The organism is Streptomyces thermoviolaceus, assembly GCF_045209695.1.
GTDB classification, from domain to species: Bacteria; Actinomycetota; Actinomycetes; order Streptomycetales; family Streptomycetaceae; genus Streptomyces; species Streptomyces thermoviolaceus.
The window spans coordinates 4,844,503-4,860,174 of record NZ_CP109280.1 but is presented as its reverse complement, the minus strand read 5'-3'; the positions used below and the strand labels follow the sequence as shown (position 1 = coordinate 4,860,174).

At 66.8% G+C, this 15,672-nt stretch carries 12 protein-coding genes and 2 rRNA genes; 5 read left to right on the top strand and 9 right to left on the bottom strand.

Going from position 1 to position 15,672, the window contains the following annotated elements:
* Positions 1 to 34 precede the first annotated feature (34 nt).
* The 3 genes from OG899_RS21175 to OG899_RS21165 form a co-directional block, all read right to left on the bottom strand.
* Positions 35 to 3,159, bottom strand: a 23S ribosomal RNA gene (locus OG899_RS21175).
* A 310-nt stretch (positions 3,160 to 3,469) separates the two neighbouring features.
* Positions 3,470 to 4,997 (bottom strand): 16S ribosomal RNA (locus tag OG899_RS21170).
* Together the 16S and 23S rRNA genes form the textbook arrangement of a ribosomal RNA operon.
* Positions 4,998 to 5,557: 560 nt before the next feature.
* Positions 5,558 to 6,202 (bottom strand): DNA-3-methyladenine glycosylase, encoded by a 645-nt coding sequence (locus OG899_RS21165; protein ID WP_125499094.1) that lies wholly within the window; start codon positions 6,200 to 6,202, stop codon positions 5,558 to 5,560.
* 148 nt (positions 6,203 to 6,350) lie between these two features.
* Between OG899_RS21165 and OG899_RS21160 the strand changes: the two genes are divergently transcribed.
* From OG899_RS21160 to OG899_RS21150, 3 genes are all read left to right on the top strand, one after another.
* Positions 6,351 to 7,133: a sporulation protein gene (locus OG899_RS21160; RefSeq protein WP_125499093.1), complete on the top strand. Its 783-nt coding sequence runs from the start codon at positions 6,351 to 6,353 to the stop codon at positions 7,131 to 7,133.
* 58 nt (positions 7,134 to 7,191) lie between these two features.
* Entirely contained in the window at positions 7,192 to 7,731 is a 540-nt protein-coding gene (locus OG899_RS21155) for a YbhB/YbcL family Raf kinase inhibitor-like protein (RefSeq protein ID WP_125499092.1), read from the top strand.
* Between the two features lie 162 nt (positions 7,732 to 7,893).
* A complete protein-coding gene (locus tag OG899_RS21150) occupies positions 7,894 to 8,400 on the top strand; it encodes an HNH endonuclease (protein WP_125499091.1) in 507 nt (168 codons plus the stop codon).
* A 70-nt stretch (positions 8,401 to 8,470) separates the two neighbouring features.
* Here the strand turns inward: OG899_RS21150 and OG899_RS21145 are convergent, their stop codons facing one another.
* The 3 genes from OG899_RS21145 to OG899_RS21135 all read right to left on the bottom strand — a co-directional run bounded on the left by OG899_RS21145 (position 8,471) and on the right by OG899_RS21135 (position 10,935).
* Positions 8,471 to 9,460, bottom strand: a complete 990-nt coding sequence (locus OG899_RS21145) for an SPFH domain-containing protein (RefSeq protein WP_125499090.1) — start codon at positions 9,458 to 9,460, stop codon at positions 8,471 to 8,473.
* A 154-nt stretch (positions 9,461 to 9,614) separates the two neighbouring features.
* A complete protein-coding gene (locus OG899_RS21140) occupies positions 9,615 to 10,046 on the bottom strand; it encodes an NfeD family protein (protein ID WP_125499089.1) in 432 nt (143 codons plus the stop codon).
* Between the two features lie 91 nt (positions 10,047 to 10,137).
* A complete protein-coding gene (locus tag OG899_RS21135; RefSeq protein WP_125499088.1) occupies positions 10,138 to 10,935 on the bottom strand; it encodes an ABC transporter ATP-binding protein in 798 nt (265 codons plus the stop codon).
* 151 nt (positions 10,936 to 11,086) lie between these two features.
* Here OG899_RS21135 and OG899_RS21130 point away from each other — a divergent pair, with 151 nt between their 5' ends.
* Positions 11,087 to 11,872, top strand: a complete 786-nt coding sequence (locus OG899_RS21130; protein ID WP_125499087.1) for a hypothetical protein — start codon at positions 11,087 to 11,089, stop codon at positions 11,870 to 11,872.
* Positions 11,873 to 12,060: 188 nt separating this feature from the next.
* Here OG899_RS21130 and OG899_RS21125 read toward each other — a convergent pair whose 3' ends face one another.
* The 3 genes from OG899_RS21125 to OG899_RS21115 all read right to left on the bottom strand — a co-directional run bounded on the left by OG899_RS21125 (position 12,061) and on the right by OG899_RS21115 (position 14,297).
* Positions 12,061 to 12,306, bottom strand: coding sequence for a chaplin (locus OG899_RS21125; RefSeq protein WP_125499086.1), 246 nt, complete (start codon positions 12,304 to 12,306; stop codon positions 12,061 to 12,063).
* Positions 12,307 to 12,514: 208 nt separating this feature from the next.
* Positions 12,515 to 13,156 carry a response regulator transcription factor gene (locus tag OG899_RS21120; protein ID WP_168131305.1) on the bottom strand — a complete coding sequence of 214 codons (642 nt, stop codon included), beginning with the start codon at positions 13,154 to 13,156 and terminating at the stop codon, positions 12,515 to 12,517.
* Positions 13,149 to 14,297, bottom strand: a complete 1,149-nt coding sequence (locus tag OG899_RS21115; protein WP_125499084.1) for a GAF domain-containing sensor histidine kinase — start codon at positions 14,295 to 14,297, stop codon at positions 13,149 to 13,151. The genes OG899_RS21120 and OG899_RS21115 overlap by 8 nt, the downstream gene beginning before the upstream one ends.
* A gap of 619 nt (positions 14,298 to 14,916) precedes the next feature.
* On the opposite strand from OG899_RS21115, the gene OG899_RS21110 reads away from it, so the two are divergent.
* Positions 14,917 to 15,657, top strand: a complete 741-nt coding sequence (locus OG899_RS21110) for a transglycosylase SLT domain-containing protein (RefSeq protein WP_373296100.1) — start codon at positions 14,917 to 14,919, stop codon at positions 15,655 to 15,657.
* Positions 15,658 to 15,672 lie beyond the last annotated feature (15 nt).

Here is a 15,672-nt window from a genome sequence, read left to right as displayed (position 1 = left end):
GTTGCCTCAGAACTGACAGTGGACGCGAGCACCTGAGGACAAGCCCTCGGCCTATTAGTACCGGTCACCTCCACCAGTCACCTGGCTTCCAGATCCGGCCTATCAACCCAGTCATCTACTGGGAGCCTTACCCCATCAAGTGGGTGGGAGCCCTCATCTCGAAGCAGGCTTCCCGCTTAGATGCTTTCAGCGGTTATCCCTCCCGAACGTAGCCAACCAGCCATGCCCTTGGCAGAACAACTGGCACACCAGAGGTTCGTCCGTCCCGGTCCTCTCGTACTAGGGACAGCCCTTCTCAAGACTCCTACGCGCACAGCGGATAGGGACCGAACTGTCTCACGACGTTCTAAACCCAGCTCGCGTACCGCTTTAATGGGCGAACAGCCCAACCCTTGGGACCGACTCCAGCCCCAGGATGCGACGAGCCGACATCGAGGTGCCAAACCATCCCGTCGATATGGACTCTTGGGGAAGATCAGCCTGTTATCCCCGGGGTACCTTTTATCCGTTGAGCGACGGCGCTTCCACAAGCCACCGCCGGATCACTAGTCCCGACTTTCGTCCCTGCTCGACCCGTCGGTCTCACAGTCAAGCTCCCTTGTGCACTTACACTCAACACCTGATTGCCAACCAGGCTGAGGGAACCTTTGGGCGCCTCCGTTACCCTTTAGGAGGCAACCGCCCCAGTTAAACTACCCATCAGACACTGTCCCTGATCCGGATCACGGACCCAGGTTAGACATCCAGCACGACCAGACTGGTATTTCAACGACGACTCCACCCGAACTGGCGTCCAGGCTTCACAGTCTCCCAGCTATCCTACACAAGCCGAACCGAACACCAATATCAAACTGTAGTAAAGGTCCCGGGGTCTTTCCGTCCTGCTGCGCGAAACGAGCATCTTTACTCGTAGTGCAATTTCACCGGGCCTATGGTTGAGACAGTCGAGAAGTCGTTACGCCATTCGTGCAGGTCGGAACTTACCCGACAAGGAATTTCGCTACCTTAGGATGGTTATAGTTACCACCGCCGTTTACTGGCGCTTAAGTTCTCAGCTTCGCCGGCCCGAAAGCCAGCTAACCGGTCCCCTTAACGTTCCAGCACCGGGCAGGCGTCAGTCCGTATACATCGCCTTACGGCTTCGCACGGACCTGTGTTTTTAGTAAACAGTCGCTTCTCGCTGGTCTCTGCGGCCAACCCCAGCTCCGAACGCAAGGCCCATCACCAGGACTGGCCCCCCTTCTCCCGAAGTTACGGGGGCATTTTGCCGAGTTCCTTAACCATAGTTCACCCGAACGCCTCGGTATTCTCTACCTGACCACCTGAGTCGGTTTAGGGTACGGGCCGCCATGAAACTCGCTAGAGGCTTTTCTCGACAGCATAGGATCATCCACTTCACCACAATCGGCTCGGCATCAGGTCTCAGACTCAATGGCATGCGGATTTACCTACACACCGTCCTACACCCTTACCCCGGGACAACCACCGCCCGGGATGGACTACCTTCCTGCGTCACCCCATCACTCACCTACTACCAGCTCGGGCCACCGGCTCCACCACTCCCACCAACAGCAAAGCTGAAGACGGGCGGCTTCACGGGCTTAGCATCACTGGATTCGATGTCGGGCGCTTCACAGCGGGTACCGGAATATCAACCGGTTATCCATCGACTACGCCTGTCGGCCTCGCCTTAGGTCCCGACTTACCCTGGGCAGATCAGCTTGACCCAGGAACCCTTGGTCAATCGGCGCACACGTTTCTCACGTGTGAATCGCTACTCATGCCTGCATTCTCACTCGTCAACCGTCCACAACTCGCTTCCACGGCTGCTTCACCCGGCAGACGACGCTCCCCTACCCAACCCAGCACCCGTTAAGGCTTCACGCTGGATTGACACGACTTCGGCGGTACGCTTGAGCCCCGCTACATTGTCGGCGCGGAATCACTAGACCAGTGAGCTATTACGCACTCTTTCAAGGATGGCTGCTTCTAAGCCAACCTCCTGGTTGTCTCTGCGACTCCACATCCTTTCCCACTTAGCGCACGCTTAGGGGCCTTAGTCGATGCTCTGGGCTGTTTCCCTCTCGACCATGGAGCTTATCCCCCACAGTCTCACTGCCGCGCTCTCACTTACCGGCATTCGGAGTTTGGCTAAGGTCAGTAACCCGGTAAGGCCCATCGCCTATCCAGTGCTCTACCTCCGGCAAGAAACACACGACGCTGCACCTAAATGCATTTCGGGGAGAACCAGCTATCACGGAGTTTGATTGGCCTTTCACCCCTAACCACAGGTCATCCCCCAGGTTTTCAACCCTGGTGGGTTCGGTCCTCCACGAAGTCTTACCTCCGCTTCAACCTGCCCATGGCTAGATCACCCCGCTTCGGGTCTTGAGCGTGCTACTCAAACGCCCTCTTCGGACTCGCTTTCGCTACGGCTACCCCACCCGGGTTAACCTCGCAACACACCGCAAACTCGCAGGCTCATTCTTCAAAAGGCACGCAGTCACGACATACAAGCAAGCTTGCATGCGACGCTCCCACGGCTTGTAGGCACACGGTTTCAGGTACTATTTCACTCCCCTCCCGGGGTACTTTTCACCATTCCCTCACGGTACTATCCGCTATCGGTCACCAGGGAATATTTAGGCTTAGCGGGTGGTCCCGCCAGATTCACACGGGATTTCTCGGGCCCCGTGCTACTTGGGAATCACTCAAGCGAGCCGCACAGATTTCGACTACGGGGGTCTTACCCTCTACGCCAGGCCTTTCGCATGCCCTTCGCCTATCCATACGGTTTCTCACTCGCCCCACGGCCGGCAGACCGTGGAAGAGCAACCCCACAACCCCGCATACGCAACCCCTGCCGGGTCTCACACGCATACGGTTTGGCCTCATCCAGTTTCGCTCGCCACTACTCCCGGAATCACGGTTGTTTTCTCTTCCTGCGGGTACTGAGATGTTTCACTTCCCCGCGTTCCCTCCACACTGCCTATGTGTTCAGCAGCGGGTGACAGCCCATGACGACTGCCGGGTTTCCCCATTCGGACACCCCCGGATCAAAGCCTGGTTGACGACTCCCCGGGGCCTATCGCGGCCTCCCACGTCCTTCATCGGTTCCTGGTGCCAAGGCATCCACCGTGCGCCCTTAAAAACTTGGCCACAGATGCTCGCGTCCACTGTGCAGTTCTCAAACAACGACCAGCCACCCGTCACAGCCCACTTCCGCAGACCTACACCGGGGCCGGCACTGAGGAAAACCTCGTTCCCTCAGGACCCAACAGCGTGCCCGGACCGGAATCCCCCCGGACGACCACGTTCCACGCTCCAAGAGCAGTACTAGCAGCCTCCAAGCCGAGACTCCGACCGAATAGTCAACGTTCCACCCATGAGCAACCAGTGCGAGACACTCGCTCACATACTGGCCTCTGACCGCATCCCCCGAAAGAGACACGGTAGAAGTGCTCCTTAGAAAGGAGGTGATCCAGCCGCACCTTCCGGTACGGCTACCTTGTTACGACTTCGTCCCAATCGCCAGTCCCACCTTCGACAGCTCCCTCCCACAAGGGGTTGGGCCACCGGCTTCGGGTGTTACCGACTTTCGTGACGTGACGGGCGGTGTGTACAAGGCCCGGGAACGTATTCACCGCAGCAATGCTGATCTGCGATTACTAGCGACTCCGACTTCATGGGGTCGAGTTGCAGACCCCAATCCGAACTGAGACCGGCTTTTTGAGATTCGCTCCACCTCACGGTATCGCAGCTCTTTGTACCGGCCATTGTAGCACGTGTGCAGCCCAAGACATAAGGGGCATGATGACTTGACGTCGTCCCCACCTTCCTCCGAGTTGACCCCGGCGGTCTCCCGTGAGTCCCCAGCACCACAAGGGCCTGCTGGCAACACGGGACAAGGGTTGCGCTCGTTGCGGGACTTAACCCAACATCTCACGACACGAGCTGACGACAGCCATGCACCACCTGTACACCGACCACAAGGGGGCACCCATCTCTGGATGTTTCCGGTGTATGTCAAGCCTTGGTAAGGTTCTTCGCGTTGCGTCGAATTAAGCCACATGCTCCGCCGCTTGTGCGGGCCCCCGTCAATTCCTTTGAGTTTTAGCCTTGCGGCCGTACTCCCCAGGCGGGGCACTTAATGCGTTAGCTACGGCACGGACAACGTGGAATGCTGCCCACACCTAGTGCCCACCGTTTACGGCGTGGACTACCAGGGTATCTAATCCTGTTCGCTCCCCACGCTTTCGCTCCTCAGCGTCAGTATCGGCCCAGAGATCCGCCTTCGCCACCGGTGTTCCTCCTGATATCTGCGCATTTCACCGCTACACCAGGAATTCCGATCTCCCCTACCGAACTCTAGCCTGCCCGTATCGACTGCAGACCCGGAGTTAAGCCCCGGGCTTTCACAACCGACGCGACAAGCCGCCTACGAGCTCTTTACGCCCAATAATTCCGGACAACGCTTGCGCCCTACGTATTACCGCGGCTGCTGGCACGTAGTTAGCCGGCGCTTCTTCTGCAGGTACCGTCACTTGCGCTTCTTCCCTGCTGAAAGAGGTTTACAACCCGAAGGCCGTCATCCCTCACGCGGCGTCGCTGCATCAGGCTTGCGCCCATTGTGCAATATTCCCCACTGCTGCCTCCCGTAGGAGTCTGGGCCGTGTCTCAGTCCCAGTGTGGCCGGTCGCCCTCTCAGGCCGGCTACCCGTCGTCGCCTTGGTGAGCCGTTACCTCACCAACAAGCTGATAGGCCGCGGGCTCATCCTGCACCGCCGGAGCTTTCCACACAGAGGAGATGCCTCCCTGTGTCGTATCCGGTATTAGACCCCGTTTCCAGGGCTTGTCCCAGAGTGCAGGGCAGATTGCCCACGTGTTACTCACCCGTTCGCCACTAATCCACCCCCGAAGGGGCTTCATCGTTCGACTTGCATGTGTTAAGCACGCCGCCAGCGTTCGTCCTGAGCCAGGATCAAACTCTCCGTGAATGCCTACCGGTGATCCGGTTCACACACACGGGAGCGGAACCAGAGGAAGGAATAATCCCTCCGGTTCACAGCGTCCTCGCTGTGTTTTCAAAGGAACCCAGTCACCGAAACCGAAGCTTCGGCAGACGGGGCATCAACATATCTGGCGTTGACTTTTGGCACGCTGTTGAGTTCTCAAGGAACGAACGCTTCCTTCGTACTCACCCTCTCGGGCTTTCCTCCGGGCGTTTTCCCTTCGGTGTCTCCGACTCTATCAGATCTTTTCTCGACCTGATCCCCAGTCAGCGGGGTTTGTCTGCAGGCTTTCAGGCTTTCGCCGTTCGGCCTTTCGACATTCACTACCGTAGCCGATTTCCCTCGGGACTCATAATCGAGTCGGGCGGTTTCGTATTCGGGCATGCGAACACACCACGAACGGCCCCGCTGAGGGGATCAAGGTAGGTAGTGGGTTGACCGCTCCGGCTGCAGGCAGACGCCGTACCCGGTTCAGCGGCTCGGGCCACGTTACGCATCTTCGCGGCCGGAGTCAACTTCCCTCGGTGGCTCCGGCTGTCGAGGCGTCAGCGGCGGCGCGGTGTGTGCGGCCGGTACGGGCTGACCGTCGGGTCGTCGGCGATCCAGAAGCGCCACGGGTGGAGGTCGCCGTTCCCTCCGTCGCCGGCGACGCCGGTGCGCGGGCCGTTGCACACCCGGTCGGCGGGAACCGGTGTGCCGGTGAGGACGCGGATGGGTGTGTCCCCCGTGGCGCATGCGTCGGTGCCGTCCAGGGAGCGGTCGACGGCCAGGGCGGTGGCGAGCCGGGCCGGGCCCTTCGCCAACTCCTTGTCGTTGCGGGCCGAGCGGCGGCGGGTGCGGGCCAGTTCGGCGCCCTCGACGATCTCGCCGGCCCGGAGCAGGACTCCGGCGGCACGTCCCTCCGGTCCGCACACCAGGTTCATGCAGTGCCACATGCCGTAGGTGAAGTAGACGTACACGTGGCCGGGAGGTCCGAACATCACGGCGTTGCGCGCGGTGCGGCCCCGGTAGGCGTGGGATCCGGGATCGTTCTCGCCGTCGTAGGCCTCCACCTCCGTCAGACGCACGGCGATCGGGCCGTCCGGCGTCGTACGGACCAGGATCCGGCCCAGCAGGTCGGGGGCGACCTCGAGGACGGGGCGGTCGAAGAACTCCCGGGGCAGGGGCGTACGGTCCGAGGGCGCGATCATGGCTTCCGAGCGTAGTCCAGACGGGTGGGGTCCCAGGGCGGCACGCAAGTGTCATGCCCTCGTCGCTTCGCCGGTGGCGGGGTACGGAACCGGGCGCCGCCGGATCGCGTTGGTAGGGATCAGGATCCGTACACGTAAGGGAGAGTCGATGGCGTTCAAGAAGCTGCTCGCGAGCCTGGGGGCCGGCGGGGCGTCGGTGGAGACGGTGCTGCACGAGGAGAACGTCGTGCCCGGCGGCGTCGTCCAGGGCGAGGTGCGGATCCAGGGCGGAACCGTCAACCAGCAGATCGAGGGGCTGTCGGTCGGGCTGCAGGCGCGGGTCGAGGTCGAGAGCGGCGACCAGGAGTACAAGCAGGACATCGAGTTCACCCGGGTGCAGCTCGGCGGTGCCTTCGAGCTGCAGGCGGGAGCCGTGCACGCGGTGCCGTTCGGCCTGGAGATTCCGTGGGAGACGCCGGTGACCATGATCGACGGGCAGCCGCTGCGCGGTATGCACATCGGGGTCACCACACAGCTGGCGATCGCGCGGGCCGTGGACTCCACCGACCTGGACCCGATCAACGTCCACCCGCTGCCGGCGCAGAAGGCGATCCTGGACGCCTTCATCCAGCTCGGCTTCATGTTCAAGAACGCCGACATGGAGCGCGGCCACATCCGCGGCACCCGGCAGACGCTGCCGTTCTACCAGGAGATCGAGTTCTACCCGCCGATGCAGTACCGGGGCCTGAACCAGGTCGAGCTGAGCTTCGTGGCCGACGGGCAGGCGATGGACGTCGTGCTGGAGATGGACAAGAAGGACGGGCTGTTCACCGAGGGCGGCGACACCTACCGCGCGTTCCAGGTGAACCTGCACGACTTCCAGGGGACCGACTGGGCGGCGTACCTGCACTCGTGGATCGCCGAGGTCGGCAGCCGGCGGAACTGGTTCTAGGCTTCGGAAGTGCTGGTTCCGTTCTGGAGCCACCCTCGACCTATCAGGAGGTATTGAGGTGACCGAGCTGAAGAGGCCGCCGCTCCCCCACGACTTCCATCCGCCCGTGCCGTCCTTCACGGTGACGAGCGACGACGTCCAGGAGGGGGCGACCCTCAAGGACGCTCAGGTCTACGCGGCCGGGAACACCTCGCCGCAGCTGCGGTGGGAGGGCTTCCCGCCGGAGACGAAGAGCTTCGCGGTGACCTGCTACGACCCGGACGCCCCGACGGGCAGCGGGTTCTGGCACTGGGTGCTGTTCGACATCCCGGCCTCGGTGACTCAGCTTCCGGCGGGTGCCGGCAGCGGGTCGTTCGAAGGGCTGCCCGAGGGTGCCGTGCACGTGCGCAACGACTACGGCACGCGGGACTTCGGCGGGGCCGCGCCGCCGCCCGGGGACGGTCCGCACCGCTATGTGTTCACGGTGTACGCCGTGGACCAGGAGAAGCTGGGTGTGGACGCGGACGCCTCGCCCGCGGTGGTGGGCTTCAACCTGCGGTTCCACACACTGGCCCGGGCGCAGCTGATCGGTGTGTACGAGGTGCCCGCCGAGAGCTGAGCGCGCACCGGGCGCCGGGCGTTCTCACAAGGTCTGCCCGTCTTCGGTCTTTGAAGTCGATCGAAGGCGGGCATTTTTATTGCGTTGTCCATCTCGGCGCACCCGACCAGAGTTGTTCCGGGTCCGCCGGGGGCGGGCTGGTGCACACGAAAGGTGGGCCGGATGCGGGACACGCTGGTGCTGAACGCGAGCTTCGAGCCGTTGTCGACGGTGACCCTGAACCGCGCCGTGGTGCTGGTGCTGCAGGACAAGGCCGTCGTGGAGCTGGCTCATCCCGAACTGCGCATGCGCGGGGCCGCAGTGGACATGCCCGCACCCCGGGTGATCCGGTTGTGCCGGTATGTGCGGGTGCCGTTCCGAAGACACGCCCCGTGGTCACGGCGGGGGGTGCTGCTGCGGGACCGGCACCGCTGCGCGTACTGCGGCGGGCGGGCGACCACCGTGGACCATCTGGTGCCGCGGTCGCGGGGCGGCCAGGACACCTGGCTGAACACAGTGGCGTCGTGCGCGCGGGACAATCACCGCAAGGCGGACCGGACGCCGGAGGAGGCCGGAATGCCGCTGCTGCGGCAGCCGTTCGAGCCGTCACCGGCGGACGCGATGCTGCTGGCGCTCGGGCAGGACGAGGAGGGCGCGCTGCCCGCGTGGGCGGTCCGTGAGGCCGCCTGAAGCGGGACGTCGCCGCGGACGGCAGGGGGAGCACCACGGGGCTGTGGTGCTCCCCCTGCCGTCCGGCCGGTCAGTCGATGGTGGGCCGCTCGCGGCGCTCGGTCGGGTTGTTCCTGCCGTCGTTCTGCGGCGGTACGGTCGTGCCGCCCGCGCCGGAGCCGCCGCCGGAGGGCGAACCCCCGGCCATGGCACCGAGGTTGCCGACGGCGCCGGACAGGCCCTTGAGGGCGTCGCCGATCTCGCTGGGGACGATCCAGAGCTTGTTGGCCCCGCCCTCGGCGATCTTGGGCAGCATCTGCAGGTACTGGTAGGACAGCAGCTTCTGGTCCGGGTCGCCGGCGTGGATGGCCTCGAAGACGGTGCGGACGGCCTGGGCCTCACCCTCGGCGCGCAGGGCGGCGGCCTTCGCCTCACCCTCGGCACGCAGGATCTGGGACTGCTTCTCGCCCTCGGCGCGCAGGATCTCGGACTGCCGGACACCTTCGGCCTGGAGGATCGCGGCGCGCTTGTCCCGGTCGGCGCGCATCTGCTTCTCCATCGAGTCCTGGATGGAGGTGGGCGGTTCGATGGCCTTCAGCTCGACGCGGTTGACGCGGATGCCCCACTTGCCGGTGGCCTCGTCGAGGACACCGCGCAGGGCCGCGTTGATCTCCTCACGGGAGGTGAGGGTGCGCTCCAGGTCCATGCCACCGATGATGTTGCGCAGGGTGGTCACGGTGAGCTGTTCGATGGCCTGGATGTAGCTGGAGACCTCGTAGGTGGCGGCGCGGGCGTCGGTGACCTGGTAGTAGATGACGGTGTCGATGTTGACGACCAGGTTGTCCTGGGTGATCACCGGCTGGGGCGGGAACGGCACGACCTGTTCGCGCAGGTCGATGCGGTTGCGGATGGTGTCGATGAACGGGACGACGATGTTCAGGCCCGCGTTGAGTGTGCGTGTGTAACGGCCGAAGCGCTCGACGATGGCGGCGCTGGCCTGTGGGATGACTTGGATGGTCTTGATCAAGGCGATGAAGACCAACACCACCAGAACGATCAGGACGATGAGGACCGGTTCCATCGTCGGCTCCCTGTACCCTTCTCCCGCCTCGGCGCTTTCGAAAGATCTTATGGCTGTGGGCTGTTGTAGATCTTGTTGTCGAGTCTGACAGACCGTCGCGTGCCTCGTGAGGTGTTCGGTCCAGGTTCCGTGCCGTCCTGCCGCACGGTCCGGGTCACATGACGATGGCGGTGGCCCCCTCGATGTCGACGACGTCGACCTGGGTGCCGGCTTCGTAGGTGCGGTCGGCGTCCAGGGCGCGGGCCGACCAGACCTCGCCGGCGAGTTTGATGCGGCCGCCGGTGCCGTCGACGCGTTCGAGCACGACGGCCTGACGGCCCTTCAGCGCCTCGACGCCGGTGGTCAGACGGGGCAGTTGGCGGCTGTGCCGGCGTGCGATGGGCCGGACGACGGCGATCAGCGCGACCGAGACGACGACGAAGGCGATCACCTGCACGACCACGCCGAAGCCGATGCCCGCCGCGACCGCGGCGGCGACGGCGCCGACCGCGAGCATCCCGAACTCCGGCATCGCGGTCGTCACCAGCGGAATGCCGAGCGCTGCCGCTCCGACCAGCCACCACACCCATGCGTCGATGTCGTCCACGCGGTCATGGTAGGTCGCGGGCCGGTGCGGCGGACAGAGCGCGCACCGGTGGCCCGGTGGCGACGGCAGGGGGCAGGCCCGGCGCGGGGGTTCAGGACAGCGGCAGGCCGTGGGCGGTCCAGCGGTCGCCGACCCGCTCGACGACGAGCGGCAGGCCGAAGCAGTGCGAGAGGTTGCGGGAGGTGAGCTCCAGCTCCAGCGGTCCGGCGGTGAGCACCTTGCCCTGGCGGATCATCAGGACGTGGGTGAAGCCGGGGGCGATCTCCTCGACGTGGTGGGTGACCATGATCATCGAGGGGGCGATGGGGTCGCGGGCGAGCCGGCCGAGGCGGCGGACGAGGTCCTCGCGGCCGCCGAGGTCGAGGCCGGCGGCGGGCTCGTCCAGCAGCAGCAGCTCGGGGTCGGTCATCAGGGCACGGGCGATCAGGGTGCGCTTGCGCTCGCCCTCGGACAGGGTGCCGAAGCGCCGGTCGAGGTGGTCGGTCATGCCGAGGCGGTCGAGGAAGGCGCGGGCGCGCTGTTCGTCGATGTCCTCGTACTCCTCCTGCCAGCCGGCCGTCATGCCGTAGGCGGCGGTGAGCACGGTCTGCAGGACGGTCTGACGCTTGGGGAGCTTCTCCGCCATGGCGATGCCGGCCATGCCGATGCGGGGACGCAGCTCGAACACGTCGGTGCCGGGCTTGCCGAGGGTCTCGCCGAGGATGGTGGCGGTGCCCTTGCTGGGGAAGAGGTAGCTGGAGGCGACGTTCAGCAGGGTGGTCTTCCCGGCGCCGTTGGGGCCGAGGATGACCCAGCGCTCACCCTCCTTGACCGACCAGGAGACCTGGTCCACCAGAGCCCGGCCCTCCCGGACCACGGATACGTCCTGAAGCTCCAGAACATCGCTCATGAGCGCGTGTCTCCCCTTGCAGTGTGCCGCCGGTGCCGGCTGTCGCGTACGCCTGTGGCTCGGTCCGCCGCGCCGGTGGGCGCAGCCCTCACCGAATCTACGCCACGAGATGGGCGGTCTGTTCCCGCGGTCCGGTCCTTAGGGTGGGGGCATGCTGTCGGAACCGCGCTCTGGTCGCCTCGCCGCTTGGGGAAATGCCCTGCTTGCCGGACTTGTCTCTCCGGACGACGCCGTTGTCGCCATCGTGGGCGAGGACGCCGTGCACCGGGTGGAGGGTCTGCCCGGTGAGACGGGGCCCGTCGGACTGACGCTCGCGCTGGGGCGGTTGCGCGCGCTCGGGGTGAGCGCCCTGCGGGTGGCGCTGCCGGCGCCGGGACATCCGCTGGGGCTGAGCGGGCCGCCGGAGTTCAATGCGCGGGCGCTGGCGGCCGAGGAGGCGGTGGTCTGCCACGACGCGGCGTTCGGGCTGGTGCCCGAGGTGTTCGAGGCCGGGCCGGAGGGCGATGTGCATGCCGAGGTGGTGTGGCATGTGCTGCCGGTGCGACAGGCGCCGCCGGCCGATGTGCCGTCGTTGGGCGAGGCGGAGCGGGAGCTGGCCGAGGCGCTGCGGGAGGCGACCGAGGTGCTGTCGAAGCTGGACGTCGCGGCGTCGGGGCCGGTGGCCGAGGCGGCCATCGACGCCTATCGGGCACGGTCCGAGCGTGGCCGGGAGGTGCTGGCGCCGGGGTATCCGCCGCGGGCGGTGCGGGTGCTGGAGCTGGCGCAGCGGGTGCGGCTGCTGGTGTCGCTGGCGTACGACAACGGGCACGGGGGTGCGGTGAGCGCCGCGCAGATGGCGGCGCGCAGCGCGGCGCTCACGCCGGTGGAGCGGACGGCCCGGCGGGCGCTGGTGGCGGCGTACAACGCGGTGGTGGAGGAGCGGGAACGCGGGCGGTGAGGGCGCCTGGTCCCTGCGCACGTCACACCGGTGTGCGGCTCAGGGGACCTGCACCGGTGTGACGTGCGCGGACTCGCGGGTGCGTGCCCGGTGGTCCGGCCGGGCGGCCCTGCGCGGCGTCCGGGAGACGCGAGCGGCCTCCCGGGGAGTCCGGGAGGCCGTGGGACAACCGCTTTCGGTGGGCCGGGTCAGTGGTTGAGGCCCGCGTTGCCGAAGGCCGGGTTCAGGACGCCGATGACGTCGATGCTGTTGCCGACGGCGTTGACCGGGACGTGGACCGGGGCCTGGATGACGTTGCCCGACACGACGCCCGGGGACCGCTTGGCGACGCCGGCCGCCGAGGCGCCGTCGTGGGCGGAGGCCATTCCGGCACCGGCGGCCACCAGACCGCCCGCCACCATCGTCACCGCCGCTGCCTTCTTCAGGTTCTTCACTTCTCAGCCCTTCTCACTGTCCGCCGCGGCCGTCGCCGCGGCACGCACTGGAGAACGGCCGGGCCGGACGGAGGATGCGCCATCCGGGGGACATTCCCACGACGGTATGAATCTCGGATCGGCAGGTGCCGAAGCACCGTGTCGGCCGCTCCCTTCCACCAGACCGGCCGGTGCCCGGCGCCGGTCGGCGGGTGAGAAGGCGTGCCGGTCAGCGGGTGAGGCCGTGGCGTACGGCCCACAGCGCGGCCTGGGTGCGGTCGGCGAGGTCGAGCTTCATCAGGATGTTCGACACGTGGGTCTTCACGGTCTTCTCGGACAGCACCAGCGCACGGGCGATCTCGCGGTTGGAGCGGCCGTCCGCTATCAGGCCGAGGACCTCCCTCTCCCGCTCGGTCAGCGAGCTGCCCCGCCCCTGGACCGGGCCGGACGCCTCCTCGGACAGCAGCGCCCCGGCGACCTCCTGCTGGAGCAGGACGTGACCGGCGTGCACGGACCGGATGGCGCCGGCGAGCGCGTCGGGGTCCACGTCCTTGTAGACGTATCCGGCAGCGCCCGCGCGCAGGGCCGGGACGACCGTGCGCTGCTCGGTGAAGCTGGTGACGATCAGCACCCGGGCGGGGTTGTCCAGCTCCCGCAGTCGGCGCAGGGCCTCGACACCGTCCATGACCGGCATCTTCACGTCCATGAGGACGACGTCGGGCCGCAGCTCCTCGGCGCGGGCGACGCCCTCGGCGCCGTCCGCGGCCTCGCCGACGACCTCGATGTCGTCCTGGACCTCCAGGAAGGTGCACAGGCCCCGGCGCACCACCTGGTGGTCGTCGACGACCAGCACCTTGATCGATTCACCCACCGGGGACCTCCATCTCGACCGTGGTGCCCTGACCGGGCGCCGATTCGACCGTGAGACTGCCGCCGACCCCGCTCGCCCGGTCCCGCATGGACACCAGGCCCAGATGACGTCCCGCGGCGCGCACGGCCTGCGGGTCGAAGCCCTTGCCGTCGTCGCTGACCCGCAGCACGGCGCCGCGGCGGCCCCGGCGCTCCAGGGTGACGTCCACCCGGGCGGCGCCGGAGTGCCGCAGCGCATTGTGCAGGGCTTCCTGGGCGACCCGCAGCAGCGCCTCCTCCTGGGCGGCCGGCAGGGCACGCAGACCGCGTGCGGTGAAGGTGACGCGCGCGTCGTGGGCGCGGTCGAGGACCTGGATCTGGGTGCGCAGGGTGGCCACCAGTCCGTCCTCCTCCAGGGCGGCCGGGCGCAGCTCCACCACGGCGGCGCGCAGCTCGTCGGCGGCCTCGGCGGCCAGCGCGGCCACCTGCTGCAGCTCCCCCTTGGCGCGTGCCGGGTCGCGGTCCACGAGGGCGACGGCGGCCTGGGCGGTCAGGCGGAGGGAGAACAGTTTCTGGCTGACGGCGTCGTGCAGCTCGTGGGCGAGCCGGGAGCGTTCCTCGGCGATGGTCAGCTCGCGGCTGCGCTCGTAGAGACGGGCGTTGGTCAGGGCGATCGCGGCATGCTGGGCGAGGATGCCGAGCAGTTCCTCGTCCTCCTCGGTGAAGCCGCAGCCGTCCCGCGGCCTCGGGCAGCGCTTGTTGGCCAGGAACAGGGCGGCGATGACCTCGTCGCCGTCGCGGACGGGCACGCCGAGGAAGTCGGCCAGCTCCGGGTGGGCGGACGGCCAGCCCTCGAAGCGGGGGTCCGTGCGCACGTCGGCCAGGCGCTGGGGCGTGGCGTCGTGGAGCATGGCGGCGAGGATGCCGTGCTGGCGCGGGAGGGGGCCGATGGCGTGCCACTGTTCCTCGCTGACGCCGTCCACCACGAACTGGGCGAAGCCGCCGTGGTCGTCGGGGACGCCGAGGGCGGCGTACTCGGCGTCGAGCAGCTCGCGGGCGGAGGCGACGATCGTCTTCAGGACGTCGCGCACCTCCAGGTGCCTGCTCATGGCCAGCAGCGCGTCGCTGACGGCGGCGAGGCCGGACCGGGGGCCGTGACTCATGCGCTCACGGTACCGGCGTACCGTACGGCCGGGATCGGCCCGGCGGCCGCCCGGGGGCCCGGACCGGGGACCTAGGTCCGGGGGCCGACGAGGGTCCGAAGCACAGCTGAGGGCGCGAAGGGGAGCGGAAGAGGGCCTGAAGAGGGTCCGGAGAGCACCCGCCGAGCCGGGGCACGCTCCGGGGCCGGGAAGCACGGCCGGGTCAGGGGCCCGAGGCTGCTCACGGTCGGCATTGCGATCGCAACACGGGGTGACATGGATCTCGGGGCGATGTGAGGACGCGCATAGGGCCCACATCACGTACGACCGCCCATAGGAGGCACGACAGCCCGGGATGAACGGGAAAGACGACCCGATCTGTCCCGATTTATCAGTTCCTGATCCACTACCCGGCTTCGTACGTCACACCTTTGCCGAGGCATTTTGCGGCCGCTAAGAATGGCTCTCGTCGCTCGGCGCCGCAGGCTCCGTAGCCCGGCGCTCGTGGGAAGGACCCCCTCCCGCAGTCCGGAGAGCGACCTCCGCGCTACTCGAAGAGGTCCATTTCTTCATGCCCGCAAACTTCCGCTTCCATAGTCGTGCGCTGTCCAAGGCCAACGAGGTCCTGCGGGACCGTGCGCTGCCGAAGGCCGCCACGGCCGTCCGCACCGGCCGAGCGCTGCCGGTGGCGCAGAAGTGCGCCGTCGCCGGTGCCGCCGCGCTGAGCGCCGCCGCGATCGCCGTGCCCACCGCCGTGGCCGGCGGCGGGCAGACCACCGTCGCCGACGCCGCCCCCGCCGCCCCGGTGAAGGTCAGCTCCCAGCCGGTCAAGGACGTGCAGACCAAGGTGACCGACCGGCTCGCGAGCACCGGCGTCAAGGTCCAGGACATACAGGCGCGGCAGCAGGCCGCCGCCCAGCAGAAGGCCGCCGAGGTGCAGCGCAAGGCGCAGGCCGCCGCGCAGCAGAAGGCCGCCGAGCGCAAGGCCGGGCAGTCCGCCGTGAACCGCTCCGCGCAGCGTCTGGAGGTGCGACCGGTCGCCGACGGCGCAAAGAAGTACGCGAACAACCTCGACGGCTGGATCCGGGAGTCGCTGGACATCATGCGCAAGCACAACATCCCCGGCTCCTACGACGGCATCTACCGCAACATCATGCGGGAGTCCTCCGGCAACCCGAAGGCCATCAACAACTGGGACATCAACGCCCGCAATGGCGTCCCGTCGAAGGGCCTGCTGCAGGTCATCCCGCCGACCTTCAAGGCCTACCACGTGCCCGGCACGTCGTGGGACATCTACGACCCGGTCGCCAACATCACGGCCGCCTGCAACTACGCGGCGCACCGCTACGGCTCCATGGACAACGTCAACAGCGCGTACTGAGCACGGAGGTCGGCG

What these genes read in the sequence shown, in the direction of transcription:
- OG899_RS21165 (WP_125499094.1), bottom strand. Translation starts at nt 6,202, where the DNA reads ATGATCGCGCCCTCGGACCGTACGCCCCTGCCCCGGGAGTTCTTCGAC.
- OG899_RS21160 (WP_125499093.1), top strand. Translation starts at nt 6,351, where the DNA reads ATGGCGTTCAAGAAGCTGCTCGCGAGCCTGGGGGCCGGCGGGGCGTCG.
- OG899_RS21150 (WP_125499091.1), top strand. Translation starts at nt 7,894, where the DNA reads ATGCGGGACACGCTGGTGCTGAACGCGAGCTTCGAGCCGTTGTCGACG.
- OG899_RS21145 (WP_125499090.1), bottom strand. Translation starts at nt 9,460, where the DNA reads ATGGAACCGGTCCTCATCGTCCTGATCGTTCTGGTGGTGTTGGTCTTC.
- OG899_RS21135 (WP_125499088.1), bottom strand. Translation starts at nt 10,935, where the DNA reads ATGAGCGATGTTCTGGAGCTTCAGGACGTATCCGTGGTCCGGGAGGGC.
- OG899_RS21130 (WP_125499087.1), top strand. Translation starts at nt 11,087, where the DNA reads ATGCTGTCGGAACCGCGCTCTGGTCGCCTCGCCGCTTGGGGAAATGCC.
- OG899_RS21115 (WP_125499084.1), bottom strand. Translation starts at nt 14,297, where the DNA reads ATGAGTCACGGCCCCCGGTCCGGCCTCGCCGCCGTCAGCGACGCGCTG.